The 15,207-nt window shown below is 68.3% G+C and carries 12 protein-coding genes; 4 read left to right on the top strand and 8 right to left on the bottom strand.

Annotated elements, in window-relative coordinates; genetic code table 11:
• Positions 1 to 29 precede the first annotated feature (29 nt).
• On the top strand, positions 30 to 353 hold the full coding sequence (locus ACWPXK_RS26830; RefSeq protein WP_454198946.1) for a DMT family transporter: 324 nt from the start codon (positions 30 to 32) through the stop codon (positions 351 to 353).
• A 133-nt stretch (positions 354 to 486) separates the two neighbouring features.
• On the opposite strand, the gene ilvA is transcribed toward ACWPXK_RS26830, so the two are convergent.
• Positions 487 to 1,707: a threonine ammonia-lyase gene (gene ilvA / locus ACWPXK_RS26825; RefSeq protein ID WP_454198945.1), complete on the bottom strand. Its 1,221-nt coding sequence runs from the start codon at positions 1,705 to 1,707 to the stop codon at positions 487 to 489.
• Between the two features lie 145 nt (positions 1,708 to 1,852).
• On the opposite strand from ilvA, the gene ACWPXK_RS26820 reads away from it, so the two are divergent.
• Positions 1,853 to 2,575, top strand: coding sequence for a GntR family transcriptional regulator (locus tag ACWPXK_RS26820; protein WP_454198944.1), 723 nt, complete (start codon positions 1,853 to 1,855; stop codon positions 2,573 to 2,575).
• A gap of 384 nt (positions 2,576 to 2,959) precedes the next feature.
• On the opposite strand, the gene ACWPXK_RS26815 is transcribed toward ACWPXK_RS26820, so the two are convergent.
• The 5 genes from ACWPXK_RS26815 to ACWPXK_RS26795 all read right to left on the bottom strand — a co-directional run bounded on the left by ACWPXK_RS26815 (position 2,960) and on the right by ACWPXK_RS26795 (position 8,173).
• Positions 2,960 to 3,310: a hypothetical protein gene (locus ACWPXK_RS26815; RefSeq protein ID WP_454198943.1), complete on the bottom strand. Its 351-nt coding sequence runs from the start codon at positions 3,308 to 3,310 to the stop codon at positions 2,960 to 2,962.
• 248 nt (positions 3,311 to 3,558) lie between these two features.
• Entirely contained in the window at positions 3,559 to 4,131 is a 573-nt protein-coding gene (gene idi, locus ACWPXK_RS26810; protein WP_454198942.1) for an isopentenyl-diphosphate Delta-isomerase, read from the bottom strand.
• Complete coding sequence (locus tag ACWPXK_RS26805; RefSeq protein ID WP_454198941.1) at positions 4,128 to 5,000, bottom strand: geranyl diphosphate 2-C-methyltransferase; 873 nt, start codon at positions 4,998 to 5,000, stop codon at positions 4,128 to 4,130. Before ACWPXK_RS26805 ends, idi begins: the two co-directional genes overlap by 4 nt.
• Positions 5,001 to 5,033: 33 nt before the next feature.
• A complete protein-coding gene (locus ACWPXK_RS26800; protein WP_454198940.1) occupies positions 5,034 to 6,752 on the bottom strand; it encodes a family 2 encapsulin nanocompartment cargo protein terpene cyclase in 1,719 nt (572 codons plus the stop codon).
• 14 nt (positions 6,753 to 6,766) lie between these two features.
• Positions 6,767 to 8,173, bottom strand: a complete 1,407-nt coding sequence (locus tag ACWPXK_RS26795) for a family 2B encapsulin nanocompartment shell protein (RefSeq protein ID WP_454198939.1) — start codon at positions 8,171 to 8,173, stop codon at positions 6,767 to 6,769.
• Between the two features lie 783 nt (positions 8,174 to 8,956).
• Between ACWPXK_RS26795 and ACWPXK_RS26790 the strand changes: the two genes are divergently transcribed.
• Positions 8,957 to 11,908, top strand: coding sequence for an acyl-CoA synthetase (locus ACWPXK_RS26790; RefSeq protein WP_454198938.1), 2,952 nt, complete (start codon positions 8,957 to 8,959; stop codon positions 11,906 to 11,908).
• A gap of 86 nt (positions 11,909 to 11,994) precedes the next feature.
• The gene (locus tag ACWPXK_RS26785) at positions 11,995 to 12,594 is read left to right on the top strand and encodes a class I SAM-dependent methyltransferase (RefSeq protein ID WP_454198937.1); all 600 of its coding nucleotides are present in this window, start codon (positions 11,995 to 11,997) and stop codon (positions 12,592 to 12,594) included.
• A 279-nt stretch (positions 12,595 to 12,873) separates the two neighbouring features.
• Here ACWPXK_RS26785 and rffA read toward each other — a convergent pair whose 3' ends face one another.
• Together rffA and ACWPXK_RS26775 are read right to left on the bottom strand one after the other, a co-directional pair.
• Entirely contained in the window at positions 12,874 to 14,013 is a 1,140-nt protein-coding gene (gene rffA / locus ACWPXK_RS26780) for a dTDP-4-amino-4,6-dideoxygalactose transaminase (protein WP_454198936.1), read from the bottom strand.
• On the bottom strand, positions 14,003 to 15,103 hold the full coding sequence (locus ACWPXK_RS26775) for a glycosyltransferase (protein WP_454198935.1): 1,101 nt from the start codon (positions 15,101 to 15,103) through the stop codon (positions 14,003 to 14,005). Before ACWPXK_RS26775 ends, rffA begins: the two co-directional genes overlap by 11 nt.
• Positions 15,104 to 15,207 lie beyond the last annotated feature (104 nt).

The following is a 15,207-nucleotide window of genomic DNA, read 5'->3' as shown; positions in this document are numbered from 1 at the left end:
AGCCACTCGCCGCTGGCTACGCTGCGGCAATGACCTTGCTGCTGCTTGCCCTTGCCATCGCCTCCGAAGTGACCGCGACCGTCTCGCTGAAGCTTTCCGACGGATTCAGCAAGCTCATTCCATCGATCGTTGTCGTCGTCGGTTACTGCGCGGCGTTCTACTTCCTGGCCCAGGCGTTGAAACGCGGCATGCCGATCGGAGTGGCCTACGGCATCTGGTCGGCGGTAGGCGTCGCCGCGATCGCGGTGATCGGCGTGCTGTTCCTGGACGAACGGCTCAGCCTGGTGCAGGTCGGCGGCATCGCGTTGGTGATCCTCGGCGTGCTGGCGTTGGAACTCGGTGGCGCGCAGTGATATTCGGCTCGGCCGGGTCGGTGTGTGACCTGCCCGGTCTCGCCGAGATAGTCCATCGTGTTCCGCGAATGTCTGATCGCGCCACCGAGAGTCTGCGAGTGTCGATCGGTGTGCCGCGTCGGCGCCGGTCTGGTCAATCTGCCACGCGTACAACGTATCCCGCGTTGGACAGTGCCGTGAGCACGTCGTCGCGATGGGCGGAACCCCTCGTTTCCAGCGTCAGCGACACCTCCACTTCGTCGACCGCCAACCAGGTGCCGGTCCGGGAATGTGCTACGTCGACGACGCTCGCGCCTGTCTTTCCGATGACGGCGAGCAACGCACCGAGCGCACCCGGACGATCGGAAATCGTCACGCGCACCGCGAGATAGCGGCCCGCCGCGCTCAGACCGTGTCCGATCACGCGGGTCAGTAGGAGCGGGTCGATATTGCCTCCGGACAAGATCGCGCAGACCGGACCGCGCAGATCGAGCTCTTCCGGCGCGCGACTCATCAGCGCGGCGACGGCCGCGGCCCCGGCGGGTTCCACGATCAGCTTCGCGCGTTCCAAGCACAGCAGCAGCGCCTGCGACAGCGCTTCCTCGTCCACCGTCACAATCGCCGAAACATGGTCGGCCACATGGGCGAACGGCACCGCGCCGGGCTGCCCGACCGCGATGCCGTCGGCCATGGTCGACATGCGATCGACCCGGACCGGACGGCCCGCCGCCAGCGACTCCGGCCAGGCGGCCGCCTCCGCGGCCTGGACGCCGATCACGCGCACCCGCGGCGCCAAGTGCTTACACGCGATCGCGACACCCGCCAAGAGCCCGCCACCGCCGGTCGGCACGAGCACCGTGCCGACCTCGGGCAGTTGCTCCAGGATCTCCACGCCGACGGTCGCCTGTCCGGCCACGATGTCGGGATGGTCGAACGGGTGGATCAGCGTCGCCCCCGTGCGGTCGGCGAAATCCAGCGCGGCGTCCAGTGACTCGTCGATGGTCTCGCCGACCTGGCGCACCTGCGCGCCGTACGCCTTGGTCGCCATGAGTTTGGGCAGTGACGCGCCGATCGGCATGAAGACCGTCGACTCGATGCCGAGCGAAGCCGCCGACCACGCGACCCCTTGCGCATGATTGCCCGCGCTCGCGGCGACGACACCGCGCGACCGCGCCTCCTCTGGCAGGTTCGCGATCCGGTGGTAAGCGCCGCGAGGCTTGAACGACCCGGTCCGCTGCAAGTTCTCGCACTTCAGCCACACCTCGGCGCCCGCTCGCTCGGACAACACCCGCGACGCCACCAGCGGAGTCCGGCGGATCACCGGAGCGAGCAACCGCACGGCCGCCTCGATCCGCGCCATGTCGACCAATTCCATGCCGCCATGCTGCCACTGTGCCGATCCGGCGGACGAAGATCAGACGGCGGTCGCAGCCATCAATGCGACCGGTCGGTACTGTGAGATTTTCCTGACCGTCACACGGGTGACTTGGAACGCAACACGGTTCCCCTAGCGTGTTGCCATGCCCCCGAGACGACGTTCGGCGCTGCTCGCGAGGTTGGTCGCAGACGAGCCCGGTCGCCCGCAGATCATCCTCGGCGAACTGCGCCGGGTGATTCTGGACGGAGCGGTGCCGCCGCGCACCCTCATCCCGCTGCGCGAGGTGGCGGAGTTGTTCGGGGTGAGCCACATTCCGGTGCGCGAGGCGCTCGCGACGCTGATCGGGGAGGGGCTGGTCACGCACGAGCCGCACGCCGGGTACGCGGTGGCTCAGCTGACCGCCGCGGAACTGCGCGAGATGTACGTCGTGCGGGAGACGTTGGAGACCGCTTCGCTGGCCGCGGCGGCCCTGAATCACTCCGCCTCCGATCGTGCCGAGCTGCTCGAGGTGAACGCGAGTCTGGAACAGGCCATCCGCGACGACGATCCGGCCGCCTACCATCGCAGGTCGCGCACGTTCCATGTGGCGCTGACCCGCCCCTCCCGCATGCTCCGGCTGCTGCACATGCTCGAGACGGCGTGGAACGTCACCGAGCCGGTGCAACCGATGGTGCACATCGGCCGGGCCGATCGGGTGCGTCTGCACACCGACCACGCCCTGATGCTCGACGCGTTTCTCGCCAGGGACGTCGATCGCCTGCTGCTCGTCGCCGAACAGCACCACCGCCGGCTGGAGGCCGTGATCGCGACGTTGCCCACCGACACCGGCTTGCTTGCTCCGGAAGATATGTCCGCGGCGCGATAGCCGCGCGATCCTGGCCACCTGGTTGGCGGTGCCGGAAGAGTGGGCTGATACGCATACGCGTAGTCGGTCCGGACACCACCAGGTCGATGACCGACACGATGGCGCTCGAGACCGATCCGGACGCGCGCGAGGTCATCACAGGGATGTGTGTCGCGAGGCGGCCGATGCGGGCAGGTCCGGCGCGATCGTTCTCGGCCGCGCGGGCATCGCCGATTTTGTGCGCACATCCGCGCCGAGGCGGGCGTGCCAGTGGTGGACGGCGTGGCGGCGGGGGCACTGACCGTGCGATCGCTGCTTACGCTCGGTCTGCGGGAATCGGCAGGAATTCGCCCCGACGCCACGCCGTACACCGGCCCCCCTTGTCTCCTCCGACCCCGAATCCGGTCAGGCAGCCGCGGCGGTGACGAGCCTGCGTAATTCGGCGTTCGGGTCGGCGACGTCGACGATGAGCCGGGTAACTTCCGCGCCCGCCAGGTCGATACGGATGGCGTGTCCGTCGAACCGGGTGTCCCAGAATTCTTTGCGTCCTTTGCCGCGGAACGTGCCCGCCGCGATCACGCCGGGGAAGAACGTGCCGGGTGCACGCACCCACGGTGGGCGGCGGTCGACACCGGCCAGGCCGAGCGCGGTGATATCGGCCAGATCGAAGGTCAGCCGATCACGCAGCGCGAGCAGTTGATGCGCACCGAGCACGTGAACTGTGACCGTCGTCCCCGTGACCTCGAATTCGACCATCGCGCACCTCATTCCACCGAGAACTCGTACAACATCAGGATGAAGAACGGTCCTGGTCATAGCCTGTGCCGTTCCTATGATTTCTCTCAGTTTCAGGCCATGGTGTTACAGGGATATGCGCATCTATCCATGTGTCGGGGTCGTCGAGGCTCTGAGCAGCACGGACAGCATGGGATCGAGGCAGCCGGGTCGGCACCATCGTTACGTGCGCGGTCGATGGTGCGCGGTGGCCGCCCCGAACCAAACGATCAGCGCACCGGCGTTCCCGTGACGTGCGCGTGCTGGGCGATATCGAGGACCCCGGCCAGCCAGGGCGTGTAGGTTGCCGGATTGTCGGTCAGCGCGTCGCGTAGTGCATCGGGTCGGATCCACACCCAGTCGGCGACCTCGGCCGGATCCGGCCGAGGTGTGCTGTCCAGTCGGCCGATCAGCACGTGATCCCACTCGGATTCGACACGGCCGGTGCGCCGGTCCGCGGCGTGATAGCGGTAGATCCCCGCCTCGGTCAGCGCCGTCGTCAAACCCATCTCCTGGGACAACCGCAGCGCCGCCGCGGTGGCGACCGATTCGCCGGGAGCGGGGTGGCCGCAGCAGGTGTTGGCCCAGAGTGAAGGGAACCTGGTCTTCACCGCCGCGCGCTGCTGCAACAGCACCCGCCCGTCCGAGTCGAAGAGCAGCACGGAGAACGCGCGGTGCAGCAGGCCAGGCGCCATATGGGCTTCGGCGACCGAACACGCGCCGACCGCGCGCCCCGCGTCGTCGACGAGCTCGACGGGCAGGGCCTCGCGGTCGGTGATCGGCTGGGCGAGGGTGTCGGTCACCTGCTCACCTTATCGGCGGCAATCAGCAGGTAGTGGAAGCTGCCCTCCCGGTAGGCGGTCAGGAACGGTTTCTCGACACCCGTCGCGAGCTCGGATTTGGTGCGCAGCTCCCAGTACGGGATGGTCGCCGCCGTGAGGTCGGTCACGGCGATGGGCACCAAGTGATTTTCGGCCATGGCGCGGAAGTACTCGCCGCGCGGATGGATCATGCAGCCGTAGTGCGCGTCGATCCAGCTGACCGAGGAGGAGCGTCCTCCGGTCACGTCGTTGGAGCAGCCGGTGATGCACACGTAGCGGCCACCGGGCTCCAGCAGCCGGGAGAACTCGCGGAACAGCTCGAACAGGTCCACGTACATCGTGGTCTCGTTGGTCCAGATACCGCGCATGGACCCGGCTTCGAATCCGGTGTCCAGCATGTTGCGGAAGTGGAACCGCACCTTGTCGGCGACGCCGCGATGGACGGCCTGGTCATTGGCGAAGCCGACCTGGTATTCGGAGATGGTCACCCCGTCGACCTGGCAGCCGAAGCGCTGATTGGCCATGAAGCTGGTGCCGCCGCGGCCGGAACCGCCGTCCAGCAGCCGGTCGCCGGGGCGGATGTCGCCGAGGTGGTCGAGCAGGAACTCCGCCTGCGCGGTTTCCAGGCGGTGCAGCTCGGTGACGATGCGCTCCTCGCGGGTGTCCTCCGGTCCGGTCAGCACGGACAGGTCGGGCTCGCCGATGCCGTAGTGGTGGTGATAGAGACCGTCGACCTCGCCGAGTTTGGTGTTGACCCGGTCGTCGTTCGGGTTGTTGTTCCAGTACGCGGCGACGGACTTCTGGTAACTCGTACGCAGAACGGTGCCGGTCTCCGGGTTGAGCATGGTCATGCGCGATCATCCTCTCTCGGTGCTGGTACTGCCTTATTGCGGGTCGCGATAGCGCTTGCTGTCGGCGTGCCAGGCGCGGTTGCCGCCCATCCAGGCCCACAGACCGGCGAGGAAGCGGCCCAGCTCCGGCGATCCCGCCGTGGCCAACGGCGCCGCTTCGCGTTCGAATCGGTGCACCAGCTCGTCGTGCACCTCGGCGGTGCGCAGCACGGCATCCCGGCGCGAGCAGCGTTCCTCGGCGGCCAGGACGGTCGGCAGGTTGAATTCCCTGCCGCCCGAAAGGTCCTCGCGAGCCATGGAATACAGGTCGTTCACCATCTGGCTGGCGAGCGCGGCGGTGGTGACCACCCGGCGCACCGCGGGATCGGTGTACTCCGCCGCCGGTAGCTCATAGCCGCCGACCACGTCGGTCGGCGCCATGCACGGCAGGAAGCTGTGCGGCTGCCGGTTGGTGAGGTACTCCCATACCGGCGGCATCCGTCCCGCTGCCCGCCATCCCGCCTCCGCGCCGAGTGCGATGAACCAGCCCGCGATCTCGGTGCGCAGCCGGGCCAGCTGCGCCGGACCGGCGTAGCGGGCCAGATGGGCGAAGGAGGTGCGGAACGCACGCAGGATCGGATCGGCGTCGAGGGCCGCCTCGAGCTGGGCTTGGTAGCGCGCCGGCAGATGGACCGGATCGATGGCGGCGGCGGCCAATTCGAGGCGCGGCCCCAATTCCGCCTCGGCGCTGGACGGTGTGCCGTCCGGCGCGCGGTCGTCGGCGTCCTCCTCGCAATAGTAATCGTCCACCGACCATTCCGAGACCGCGCATTTCGCCACCGCCAGCAGCCGGTCGGGGTCGTCGCAGTCGGGATGCGCGAGCATGATCAGCCGCCCGAAGTCGGCGTCGTGCAGCATGTCCAGACGGCCTTCGTACAGCCCGATATCCCTGGCCCAGTCCACGATTCCGTCATTGACGGCCGCGGCGAGCGCGGGATCGTCGCGCAGGGGCGGCGGACAGTACAGCGGGGGAATCGGATCTTCGCGATCGCGGGATGCCTTGGCCGTGCCCGGCCCGGTCGGCCCTCGTGGAACGCTCCCAGAGTTGCCTACCGGTTCCGGTTCGTCCCTTCCGGCTCGCGCGACGGACAGCGTTCGGGCGGTTGTGCGCAGCGGTGTGGTGGTGCGGTGTCCGTCGAGCAACGCCGCCGCCGTACCCAGCCCGGTCGGCCCGGTGGGAATGCGGGGCGGTGGCGGGCCCGCCGAGGACGGTAGCGGCCCCGCCGAGGACCTGTCCGGGGCGCATGAGCCGCTGGCATCGACGGCCGAGGAGAAGCAGCCCGACATGGGCTGGTGGTCGTCGGACGGTGCGGTTCGGCCCGGCGGGAATTCTTGCGGCCCCGCCGGAGGGGCCATCGTCACCGCCGCGGTGTCGGCAGCCCCCGCGGCGTGGTTGTTCCCGCGGAGTGGCAGCAGCGAGGCGGCGGCACCGAGCCCGCTCGGGCCGAGCAACGCGCGTGGCGCGACATTCGCGCAGTCTATCTGTGGCGAACTACCTTGCGGCACAGCGGTTTCCGTGTGCGACGTGGCCATCGCGTCCGAGGACTCTCGAGCAGCTGCCGACCGGCGCGGACCAACCGCGTCTACATTCCGCTTCGCTGCGCGAAGAAGCTCGCGCGGCGCGGTCGCCCGGGTATCGGCGAGCAGCGCGACGACGGTGGCGGCCACCTCGTCGGTCGCCCGGGCCGCCGCGGCGCGGGAGAGCACCGACATGCTCATCACCCCGGTCAGTCCGCTTGCCGGGCGACCAGGACATTGTCCAGCAGGCCCAGCGCGTCGGGCACCAGCACGGCCGCCGAGTAGTAGCAGCTGACCAGGTAGGAGATGATCGACTGGTCGTCGATGCCCTTGAAGCGGACGTTCAGGCTCGGCTCGTATTCGTCCGGGATGCCGGTCTGGTGCAGGCCGATCACGCCCTGGTCCTTCTCGCCGGTGCGCATGGCCAGGATCGACGTGGTCTGGGTGTCGCTCACCGGGATTTTGCCGCACGGGAAGATCGGCACGCCGCGCCACGCCGGCACCCGGTGTCCGTCGATCTCGACCGGGTCGGGGTAGAGGCCACGCTTGCTGCACTCGCGCCCGAACGCGGCAATCGCCTTGGGATGGGCGAGAAAGAGTTTCGTGCTGCGGCGCATGCTGAGCAGCTCGTCCATGTCGTCCGGGGTGGGCGGGCCGGACTCGGTGTAGATGCGCTGCTTGAGATCGCAGTTGTGCAGCAGGCCGAAATCGGGATTGTTGACCAGGTCGTTCTCGCGTCGTTCGTAGAGCGCCTCGATGGTCAGCCGCAGCTGCTGCTCGACCTGGTTCATCGGGTCGTTGAACAGATCGGCGACTCTGGTGTGCACCCGCAGCACGCTCTGGGCGAGGCTGAGCTCGTACTGGCGTGGGGAGGCGTCGTAGTCGACGAAGGTGCCCGCCAGCAGCGGCTCGCCCGAGTGACCCGAGGCGACCTCGATATCCGCCTCGCCCTTGGTGTTCTGCGGGCGGCTTGGCGCGGCGGCGACGCTGGCAAGTTGCTCACGCAGCGCTGGGGCGCTGTCGAGCAGCTCGGCGAGTGATTGCCGGGGGAGAACCAGCAGGGTCGTCCTGGTGACGGTCTTGACCGTGACCGGCCAGATCGCCGACGGGTCGGTGAGCATGGCCTCGCCGAAGAAATCACCCCCGGCCAGCATGCCGAGTTTGGTCTGCTCGCCGTATTCGCCCGATCCGATCTTGCTCAGTTTGCCGTGCACGATCAGCAGGACCTGATCCATCGGATTTCCGAATTCCGCTATCACAGTGCCCGGTTCGAGATCGCGCTGTTCGAAATGCCGTGCGAGGGAAGCCAGAACCGCATCGTCATCGAAGTTCCGCAGCGGCGGGAGCTCGCGCAGTTCCTGGGGTATGACTCGCGCGGTGGAGCCATCGATGACGAATTCCACCTCGCCGTTGCCCACGGTGTGGGTCAGGCGGCGGTTCACGCGGTACACACCGCCGCTGACCTGCGTCCATGGCAGCACGCGGGTGAGCCAGCGCGAGCTGATGCCCTGCATCTGTGGTTCGGATTTGGTGGTGTGCGCGAGCAGCCCAGCCGTGCTGGTACTGAGGCTCTTGCGCGCGTTGTTTTCCGTTTGGACCGGCATTTCTATGGTCATGCGTGAGTCCTCACCTCGAGACGGCCACCGAGACAATCGATGGTGACGGGTTTGGGGGGTCGATAGTTCAGAGTCGCTGGGTATTCACAACAAATCAGCAGACACGGAGTCTGCGAAGCTCTTCGAACGAAATCGCCTACGCACCAGGGCGTTCCAGACGTCGTCAATGGTAGACCGCGAAACCGCCTGTGCACAGAGAAATTTCGAAGATGCCTCCCGGGTCCGCCGGATGGTCACGACACGCGGTCGATTCCGGTAACGGTGGGTTGCGTCCTGGGATGTATCGCCGAATTGCCTTCTGGTCGCTGGTGATTAGCTCTCTTCGGCGGCTGTGTCCACGTGGATCCACCGGCTGCCTATCTGGCCGGGCTTCAGGTTCATCGCCGGTTCGGCGATCGCACTGGCGCTGGTGTTTCCCGCCGGGCCGTACGCGCCGCGGACGTTCGGGCCGGAGCAGGGCCGCGACGACATGGTCACCGCGCTGCCTACCATCGGCGGCGTCTGCCGCGGCCTGCTCGCCGCCGCACCTGCTGCTCGGAGCGCTGTTCGCGTTGTTCCTCGGCTCGATGACCGCTCTGATCGCCGCGCTGGACCATCCGTTCCGCGATGAGCTCGGCAGGAACGCGTTCGCGAGCAGGTACGTGGATGTCACGGCAGGCTGATCGTGGCGCCGGTCATGTGACGTGTCACAGCGGACACATAATGGACATGAGGTATGGGAAGCTCGTCTGAACACCTCGGGGTGTGTGATGCGGGTCACGTTCAAGCGTAGGGCCAGGAGCGATGGTGAAGTTGAGTGCGAAGGATGTGGTGGGTTCGGTGCAGCGGTTGATGGCAACCGCGCAGAACGGCCTCGAGGTCATCCGCTTCGGCGGGTTGACCCATGACGTCGACGCGTCTCCGTTCGAGGTCGTGGAGCGCAGACGCATGTACCGGTTGCGCCACTACTTCCCCGACGACACCACCCCCGGCCGTCCCGTTGCCCTGCTGGTTCCCCCGCTCATGGTGAACGCCGACATCTGGGACGTGAACGCCGAAGGCGGCGCCGTCGGCATCCTGCATCAGGGCGGAGTCGATTGCTGGGTGGTCGATTTCGGCTCACCCGCCAGCGAGGAGGGCGGCTGGCAGCGTGACCTCGCCGACCACGTACTGGCGATCAGCAGCGCGATCGACACCGTCACCGAGGCCACCGGCAGCGGCGTGCACCTGATGGGCTACTCCCAGGGCGGCATGTTCGCCTACCAGACCGCCGCCTACCGGTACGGCAAAGGCGTGGACAGCATCGTCACCTTCGGCGCCCCGGTCGACATCGTCGCGGGCATCCCGTTCGGGCTGCCCTACGGCATGGTCTCCGATGTCGCCGACTTCCTGGCCGACCACGTGGTCACCCGGTTGCCGATCACCGACTCCATGGTGCGGATCGGCTTCCAGCTGCTCGATCCGGTGAAGACCGCCAAGTCGAGGATCGATTTCCTGCGTCAGTTGCACGACCGGGAGGCCCTGCTGCCGAAGGAGCGCCAGCGGCGCTTCCTCAACAGCGAAGGCTGGGTCGGTTACGCGGGGCCGGCCGCGGCGGATCTGCTCAAGCAGTTCGTCGCGCACAACCGGCTGATGCTCGGTGGTTTCGTGATCCGCGATCAGCCGGTCTCACTGGCCGAGCTGAAATGCCCGATCCTGGCGTTCGTCGGCGAGGTCGACGACATCGGCCAACCGGCCGCGGTGCGCGGTATCGTCCGTGCCGCGCCGAACGCGGAGGTCTACGAGGCGACGCTGGTCGCGGGGCACTTCGGCTTGGTGGCCGGGAGCATGGCCACCAACCACACCTGGCCGCTGGTGCGGGAGTGGGTCCAGTGGATGAACGGCGGCAAGCCGCTGCCGCCGGAGATCGTGCCGATGGCCGAGCACGTGCCGAACAACCGCCCGCGCTCGGCGGCCACCCGCGTGATCCACACCGCCGCGACGCTGGCGGAGGCGGGCACCGGGGTGGGGAAGGCGCTGGAGGGCATCGCGAACAACACCGTGCGCGGCTCGATCGAGCTGGCCGGCGAGGCGGCGCGGGCGCTGCCCAGGCTGACCCGCCTCGGCATGATCCAGCCGCACACCAGGATCTCGCTCGGCCGCCTGGTCGCCGAACAGGCGCGGCGCGCTCCGCAGCGGGATTTGTTCCTGTTCGACGACCGGGTGCACAGCAACGCCGCGGTCAACACGCGTATCGACAACGTCGTGCGCGGCCTGATCCAGGTCGGCGTGCGTCCTGCGATGCGTGTCGGCGTGGTGATGGAGACCCGGCCCAGCGCACTGGCCGCCGTGGCGGCGCTGTCCCGGCTCGGCGCGGTGGCGGTGCTGCTGGCTCCGAGCAGCGAACTGAGTCACGCGATCGAGCTGACCGGCGTGGAAACCCTGATCTCCGATCCGGAGAACCTGCGGCAAGCCGCCGCGACCGGCGCCAGGGTGCTGGTGCTCGGCGGCGGCGTCGCGCGCGAGCTGGCGATTCCCGCCAGTGACCGGATGATCGACCTCGAGCAGATCGATCCCACCCAGGTGCCGCTGCCCGCGTGGTACCGGCCGGATCCCGGCCTGGCCCGCGAGCTGGCGTTCGTGCTCGTCACCGGCACCGGCAACCGGCTGGAGACGAAGTACATCACCAATCATCGGTGGGCGCTGTCGGCGTTCGGCACCGCAACCACAGCCGACCTGAACCGTAGGGATACGGTGTATTGCCTTGCGCCACTGCATCATTCGTCCGGACTGCTGGTCAGCCTCGGCGGGGCGGTCGCGGGCGGCAGCCGGATCGCGCTGGCGCGTTCACTCGATCCGGAGCGCTTCGCGGAGGAGGTACACCGCTACGGCGTCACCGTGGTGACCTACACCTGGACCATGCTGCGCGACATTCTCGACGCCGAGGTGTTCCCGGCCGGCCATCGCCACCCGATCCGGCTGTTCATCGGCTCCGGCATGCCCGCGGGGCTGTGGCGGCGCACCGTGGAGCAGTTCGAGCCAGCCCGCGTGCTGGAGTTCTATGCCTCCATCGAAGGCGACGTGGTGCTGGCCAACGTGACCGGCGCGAAGCGCGGCTGCAAGGGCAGGCCGGTGCCCGGCACCGCCAAGGTGGAACTGGTGGCCTACGACCCGATCACCGAAAGAATCCTCCTCGACGCGTCCGGTTTCGCCCGGCGTTGCGCGGACAACGAGGTCGGACTGCTGATCGGCAAGGCGTCCGAGGGCGTGGACATCTCCGCGGGCGGTCTACGCGGGGTGTTCACCGCCGGCGACTCGTGGATGCCGACGGAGAACCTGTTCCGCCGCGACAGCGACGGCGACTACTGGCTGATCGACCGCACGGACACGGTGATCCGCACCCGCCGCGGCCCGGTCTTCGGCCAGCCGATCGTCGACGTGCTCAACGACATCACCGCCGTCGACATGGAGGTCGCCTACGGCCTCGACGTCGGCGACCACTGCGTCGCGGTCGCGGCGGTGAGCGTGCGCGAGGGCTTCCGACTCGAACCCAAGGACATCACCGAGGCGGTGCGCGCACTGGAACCGGACCAGCGTCCCGACCTGGTGTACCTGGTGGACGACATCCCGCGCAGCACGTCCTACCGCCCCTCGACCCGTGCGGTGCAGGAGGCCGGGCGACCGACGCCAGGGCCGGACACCTGGTGGTACAACCGCGCGTCGGACGCCTACGAGGTCCTCACCGAGAGCCGGGCGCGCACGCTGTTCGGCGATTAACCGGGCATAGAGCTCCCGTCGGCCGAGTATTACCAGTCACATTGCCGAAGTACGCGATTCACCGGCCAATGGCATAGTGATTCCTTGTGAGAACGAGCCTCATTTACCGCAACGGGACCGTCTACGAGGTGCTGATGCGCGGGTTGTACGGCAGGCATTACACGGCTCGGTATCGCGCCATCGCGGAACTCGTCCCCGCGGGGGCGAGTGTGGTCGACCTGTGCTGCGGCCCCGCGACGCTCTACACCCGCTATCTGCGCCGCAAGTCGGTGGACTACACGGGCCTCGACCTGAACGAGCGTTTCGTCGCGCGGGTGACCGAGGCGGGCGGGCACGGCACAGTGTGGAACCTGCGTTCCGACGAGCCGCTCCCCGCCGCCGACTACGTGATCATGCAGGCCAGCCTCTACCATTTCCTTCCCGAGCCGGGGCCGGTGATCGATCGGATGCTCGCGGCGGCCACCGAGCAGGTGATCGTCGCCGAACCGGTCCGCAACCTGGCGACCAGCGACAATCCGGTCCTCGCCACCATCGGCAAGCGGTTCACCGACGCGGGTGACGGCGAACAGGCCCACCGCTTCACCGAGCGGACACTGGACGAGTTCTTCACCGGGTACGGTCAACGGGTGGTGCGGCAATCCCTGATCGCGGGTGGCAGGGAGAAGCTCTACGTGCTCAGCGCCTGAGGCGGAACCTGAATTCATCGCTGCGGATCGGACACCCCACCCGGACCACGTCCACGACTGGTCGTTTGTCGCTTCCGAGCACTCCGTACCAGTGTGGGCCGCAGGCGGTGCGTCGTCACGGGCAGACAGGGGGAAGCTCTACGTCCTGCTGCGTGAGGCCGGAATCCGATCCGGAGCACTCCGTACCCCGGGTGTAGGGCGCAGGTGGTGCAGCATCCCTCATCGCAGGTGGTGGGAAGAGCTCGACGTGCTCCGGGTTTGTCGCGGAGCGACCCGGGCTCACACCGTGAACGCCGTGACCGCGTCCACGACGCGGGCGACCTGCGCGTCGGTCAGGCCCGGCCACAGCGGCAGACGTACGACGGTCGCGGAGAACTCCGCGCTGTGCAGGCACGGCCGCGGCGTGCGGCCGAGTTTGAAGCCCGCCGGGCTGGAATCCAGCGGGATGTAGTGGAACGGCGCCGAGATGCCCTGCGCCGCGAGGTGGGCGATGAGGTCGTCGCGGCGGCGTTCGGTCGGGGTGCGCAGGTAGTACAGGTGCGCGGTGTGCCCGCGGTCGGCGGGCACCGACATGAGGCGCACGTCGTTGCGCCGGGCCCAGTCCGGGAGGGCGGCGGCGTAGGTGTCCCACACGCGGTGGCGCCCGGTCTGGATGGTGTCGAACTCGTCCAGCTGCGCGTCCAGCACGGCCGCGTTCAGCTCGCTGGGCAGGTAGCTGGAGCCGATGTCCTGCCAGGAGTACTTGTCCACCGCGCCGCGCAGGAATCGGGCCCGGTCGGTGCCCTTCTCCCGGATGATCTCGGCCCTGGCCATCAGGATCTCGTCGGTGAGCAGCAGTGCGCCGCCCTCGCCGCAGTGCACGTTCTTGGTGTCGTGGAAGCTGAGCGTGCCCATCGTGCCGATGGTGCCCAGCTGCCGGCCGCGCCAGGTGCCGCCGAGACCGTGCGCGTTGTCCTCCACGACGGCGAAGCCGTGCGCGTTCGCCAGCTCCAGCAACCCGGCCATGTCGGCGGCGACGCCGCCGTAGTGGATGACCACAACGGCCTTGGTCCGCTCGCTGATGAGGGCGGCGACCGAAGCGGGGTCCAGATTCCCGGTGGCCGGGTCGATATCGGCGAAGACGCAGGTGGCGCCGCGCAACGCCATGGCGGTGGCGGTGGAGGTGAACGCGAAGCTGGGCACGATCACTTCGTCGTCGGGGCCCAGTTCCAGCAGCAGGCCGGACATCTCCAGCGCGGAGGTGCAGGAGGTGGTCAGCAGGGCGTGCGGCGCGCCGGTGATGGTCTTCAGCTTCGCGGTGGCCGAAGCGGTGAACTGCCCGTCGCCGTGGCTGTGGTCGGAGGCCAGCACCGCCTCCAGATTGGCTAGTTCCCTGCGCGCCCGGAACGGGCGGCTGAAAATGACGCGGTCAGTGTTCAACCCGGTCGGTCCCCCTGCTGGCGGTGGTCGCGGTCAGTTCCGAAGCATCGGCCGGACGCGGCGTCGGCGTCTCGACGGTGAGATAGAGCGGTTTGCCCACCAGGATGTGCAGGGCGACGCCGAGATACTCGGCGATGAGTCCGAGCGAGAACAGCACGGCGCCGGAACACAGCAGCAGCACGACGATGGTCGAGGCCCAGCCCTCGGGCGCCCAGCCATCGGTGGTCAGCGCCTCGAACACGACCACGGCGGCCATCACGACGCCGGCCAGGGCGAGCGTGACGCCGAGCAGGCTGACCAGCCGCAGGCCCCGCGTCCCGCTGCACAGCACCATTTTCCAGAACAGTGAGAACAGGCGGCGGTAGTTGTAGCCGGACTCCTCGCGCCCCTCGGCGCGCAGCACCACCGGCGCCTGGGCGACGGCGCCGACCACCCAGGTCAGCGCGACGTCGAGGTAGACGCCGTTGGAGGCGACCTCGGCGAGCTGCCTGCCGATGTCACCGCGGATCAGCCGGTAGCTCTCGAACCGGGTGGAATCCGGGAACGCGAACAGCGTCGCGAGCACCAGTTTGGCCCCGCGTGAGGTCAGATTCCGCAGGAAGCCGTGCGGCCGGGTGTTGCTCGGTTTGGAGTACACGAGGTCGGCTCGCTCGGCCAGCGCCGTGTCCAGGAACGCGCCGATGAAGCGAGGGTCGTGCTGACCGTCCTCGTCCATGGTGACGATCCAGTCGCCGGCCGCGGCCGACATCCCGGCGATCGTGGCCGCGTCCTGCCCGAAGTTGCGGCTGAGCCAGACCGGGCGCACCTCGGCGTAGGTCTGCTCCAGTTCCTGCAGCACCACGTCGGAACGGTCGGGACCGTGGTCGTGCACGAGGATGATCTCGCTGACGGTGAACGTGATACCGCCGGGAGTTTCGGTGGGGCGGGTCAAACCGTGCAATTCGGCGACCAGTCCGGCGATGGTGTCCTCGCCCCGGTACACCGGCACGACCACCGATACCGTGTGCGGCCGGTCCGGGCCGGGCCGAGCCGGATCACCGTTCGTCGCGGGGGCGCCGGAACGGAGTGCACGGGCAGGGGGAATCGGCATCAGCTGGATCGACTTTCGATGACGGTGCGTGCCGGTACTCGTTGCAGGACTGCAGAGCCCGAACCGGTGTGGACTCTAGCACGGTGCGGTTTCCGGCTACCGGA

The sequence above is a fragment of the Nocardia sp. Marseille-Q1738 genome (genome assembly GCF_965283145.1).
The sequence above is the reverse complement of the archived record's forward strand: the minus strand, read 5'-3'. Positions and strand labels throughout refer to the sequence as shown.

Coding starts and splice junctions, on each gene's coding strand:
- ACWPXK_RS26830 (WP_454198946.1), top strand. CDS start 30: ATGACCTTGCTGCTGCTTGCCCTTGCCATCGCCTCCGAAGTGACCGCG.
- ilvA (WP_454198945.1), bottom strand. CDS start 1,707: ATGGAATTGGTCGACATGGCGCGGATCGAGGCGGCCGTGCGGTTGCTC.
- ACWPXK_RS26815 (WP_454198943.1), bottom strand. CDS start 3,310: ATGGTCGAATTCGAGGTCACGGGGACGACGGTCACAGTTCACGTGCTC.
- ACWPXK_RS26795 (WP_454198939.1), bottom strand. CDS start 8,173: ATGACCATAGAAATGCCGGTCCAAACGGAAAACAACGCGCGCAAGAGC.
- ACWPXK_RS26790 (WP_454198938.1), top strand. CDS start 8,957: ATGGTGAAGTTGAGTGCGAAGGATGTGGTGGGTTCGGTGCAGCGGTTG.
- ACWPXK_RS26820 (WP_454198944.1), top strand. CDS start 1,853: ATGCCCCCGAGACGACGTTCGGCGCTGCTCGCGAGGTTGGTCGCAGAC.
- ACWPXK_RS26775 (WP_454198935.1), bottom strand. CDS start 15,103: ATGCCGATTCCCCCTGCCCGTGCACTCCGTTCCGGCGCCCCCGCGACG.
- ACWPXK_RS26800 (WP_454198940.1), bottom strand. CDS start 6,752: ATGTCGGTGCTCTCCCGCGCCGCGGCGGCCCGGGCGACCGACGAGGTG.
- ACWPXK_RS26805 (WP_454198941.1), bottom strand. CDS start 5,000: ATGACCATGCTCAACCCGGAGACCGGCACCGTTCTGCGTACGAGTTAC.